This is a genomic window from Vreelandella nigrificans (genome assembly GCF_002374315.1).
In the GTDB taxonomy this organism is placed as follows: domain Bacteria; phylum Pseudomonadota; class Gammaproteobacteria; order Pseudomonadales; family Halomonadaceae; genus Vreelandella; species Vreelandella nigrificans.
Genome location: NZ_NWUX01000047.1, coordinates 1,892 through 5,191 on the forward strand (window position 1 = coordinate 1,892; position 3,300 = coordinate 5,191).

The following is a 3,300-nucleotide window of genomic DNA, read 5'->3' on the forward strand; positions in this document are numbered from 1 at the left end:
CCGCTCTTTAACAATGTATATCATGCTGACATAAGCGTTTTTAAAACGTTTATACGTAATTGTTTTGTGATACGTCTCAAGCGTATCCGGCAATCGTTAACATTGCGAACCCCAGACTCCTTCGGGTTATAGGGTCAAGCAATGAAGCGCACACGGTGGATGCCTAGGCAGCCAGAGGCGATGAAAGACGTGGTAGCCTGCGATAAGGCTCGGCGAGGTGGCAAACAACCTGTGACCCGGGCATTTCTGAATGGGGAAACCCACTGACCATAAGGTCAGTATCCTGCCCTGAATATATAGGGGTAGGAGGCGAACCAGGGGAACTGAAACATCTAAGTACCCTGAGGAAAAGAAATCAACCGAGATTCCCCTAGTAGCGGCGAGCGAACGGGGACCAGCCCTTAAGCGTGTGACTGATTAGGCGAAGGCATTGGGAAGTGCCGCCATAGCGGGTGATAGCCCCGTAGCCGAAAATCTGATCACGTGAAATCGAGTAGGTCGGGGCACGAGAAACCTTGACTGAAGACGGGGGGACCATCCTCCAAGGCTAAATACTCCTGGCTGACCGATAGTGAACCAGTACCGTGAGGGAAAGGCGAAAAGAACCCCGGAGAGGGGAGTGAAATAGATCCTGAAACCGTGTGCGTACAAGCAGTAGGAGCAGACTTGTTCTGTGACTGCGTACCTTTTGTATAATGGGTCAGCGACTTATATTCAGTGGCGAGGTTAACCGTATAGGGGAGCCGTAGGGAAACCGAGTCTTAACTGGGCGACACAGTCGCTGGATATAGACCCGAAACCGAGCGATCTATCCATGAGCAGGGTGAAGGTTGAGTAACATCAACTGGAGGCCCGAACCAGGATCTGTTGAAAAAGATTTGGATGACTTGTGGATCGGAGTGAAAGGCTAATCAAGCTCGGAGATAGCTGGTTCTCCTCGAAAGCTATTTAGGTAGCGCCTCACGTATCACCACCGGGGGTAGAGCACTGTTTCGGCTAGGGGGTCATCCCGACTTACCAACCCGAGGCAAACTCCGAATACCGGTGAGTGCAGCGTGGGAGACACACGGCGGGTGCTAACGTCCGTCGTGAAAAGGGAAACAACCCAGACCGTCAGCTAAGGTCCCCAAATCCTGGTTAAGTGGGAAACGATGTGGGAAGGCTCAGACAGCTAGGAGGTTGGCTTAGAAGCAGCCATCCTTTAAAGAAAGCGTAATAGCTCACTAGTCGAGTCGGCCTGCGCGGAAGATGTAACGGGGCTAAACCAGGTACCGAAGCTACGGGTTCATTCTTAGGAATGAGCGGTAGAGGAGCGTCGTGTAAGCCGATGAAGGTGGATTGAGAAGTCTGCTGGAGGTATCACGAGTGCGAATGCTGACATGAGTAACGATAAAGGGAGTGAAAAACTCCCTCGCCGGAAGACCAAGGGTTTCTGTTCTACGCTAATCGGAGCAGAGTGAGTCGGCCCCTAAGGCGAGGCCGAAAGGCGTAGTCGATGGGAAACGGGTCAATATTCCCGTACCGGACATGATTGCGATGGGGGGACGGAGAAGGCTAGGTGGGCCAGGCGTTGGTTGTCCTGGTGAAAGTGAGTAGGCAAGCGATCTAGGCAAATCCGGATCGCTCTTTCAAAGAGACTGCCGAGACACGAGATGAACTGACCACGGTCAGGAAGTCACTGATGCCACGCTTCCAGGAAAAGCCTCTAAGCTTCAGATCATGTGCGACCGTACCCCAAACCGACACAGGTGGTCAGGGTGAGAATCCCAAGGCGCTTGAGAGAACTCGGGTGAAGGAACTAGGCAAAATGGTGCCGTAACTTCGGGAGAAGGCACGCCGGCGTAGGGTGAAGAGACTTGCTCTCCTAGCCCGAACCGGTCGAAGATACCAGGTGGCTGCAACTGTTTAGTAAAAACACAGCACTCTGCTAACTCGTAAGAGGACGTATAGGGTGTGACGCCTGCCCGGTGCCGGAAGGTTAAGTGATGGTGTTAGGATTCGTCCGAAGCTCTTGATCGAAGCCCCGGTAAACGGCGGCCGTAACTATAACGGTCCTAAGGTAGCGAAATTCCTTGTCGGGTAAGTTCCGACCTGCACGAATGGCGTAATGATGGCCACGCTGTCTCCACCCGAGACTCAGTGAAATTGAAATCGCCGTGAAGATGCGGTGTACCCGCGGCTAGACGGAAAGACCCCGTGAACCTTTACTATAGCTTCACACTGGACGCTGATGTTGCCTGTGTAGGATAGCTGGGAGGCTTTGAATCTCGGACGCCAGTTCGAGGGGAGCCAACCTTGAAATACCAGCCTGGCATCATTGGCGTTCTCACTCAGGTCCGTTATCCGGATCGAGGACAGTGTGTGGTGGGTAGTTTGACTGGGGCGGTCTCCTCCCAAAGAGTAACGGAGGAGCACGAAGGTACCCTCAGCACGGTCGGACATCGTGCAGTGAGTGCAAGAGCATAAGGGTGCTTGACTGCGAGACAGACACGTCGAGCAGGTGCGAAAGCAGGTTCTAGTGATCCGGTGGTTCTGTATGGAAGGGCCATCGCTCAACGGATAAAAGGTACTCCGGGGATAACAGGCTGATACCGCCCAAGAGTTCACATCGACGGCGGTGTTTGGCACCTCGATGTCGGCTCATCACATCCTGGGGCTGAAGTCGGTCCCAAGGGTATGGCTGTTCGCCATTTAAAGTGGTACGCGAGCTGGGTTTAGAACGTCGTGAGACAGTTCGGTCCCTATCTGCCGTGGGCGTTGGATGTTTGAGAAGAGCTGCTCCTAGTACGAGAGGACCGGAGTGGACGACCCTCTGGTGTTCCGGTTGTCACGCCAGTGGCATTGCCGGGTAGCTATGGTCGGACAGGATAACCGCTGAAAGCATCTAAGCGGGAAGCCCCCTTCAAGATGAGACATCCCTGAGGCCTAGAGCCTCCTAAAGGGCCCAGCAAGACCAGCTGGTTGATAGGCACGGTGTGGAAGCGCTGCAAGGCGTTGAGCTAACGTGTACTAATTGCCCGTGAGGCTTGACCCTATAACACCCAAGGGGTCTGGTCGCAATGATAACGACAGGTTCGTAAGAACCCCGGATACGTACGCTGTGCCCTGAGAGGGCGGAGTGAGAGACGCAGACAAGACAATGATTGAACGTACAGCATGATATACATCGCCCGTTACGCCTGACGACCATAGCACGCGTGAACCACCTGAACCCATGCCGAACTCAGAAGTGAAACCGCTTAGCGCCGATGGTAGTGTGGGGTCTCCCCATGCGAGAGTAGGTCATCGTCAGGCACTTAT

Annotated in this window: 2 rRNA genes; both read left to right on the plus strand. The window is 53.9% G+C overall.

Annotated features, from left to right (window positions below):
- Positions 1–132 precede the first annotated feature (132 nt).
- Positions 133–3,034 (plus strand): 23S ribosomal RNA (locus CPA45_RS22335).
- Positions 3,035–3,178: 144 nt separating this feature from the next.
- Positions 3,179–3,294: ribosomal RNA gene (gene rrf / locus CPA45_RS22340) — 5S ribosomal RNA — on the plus strand.
- Positions 3,295–3,300 lie beyond the last annotated feature (6 nt).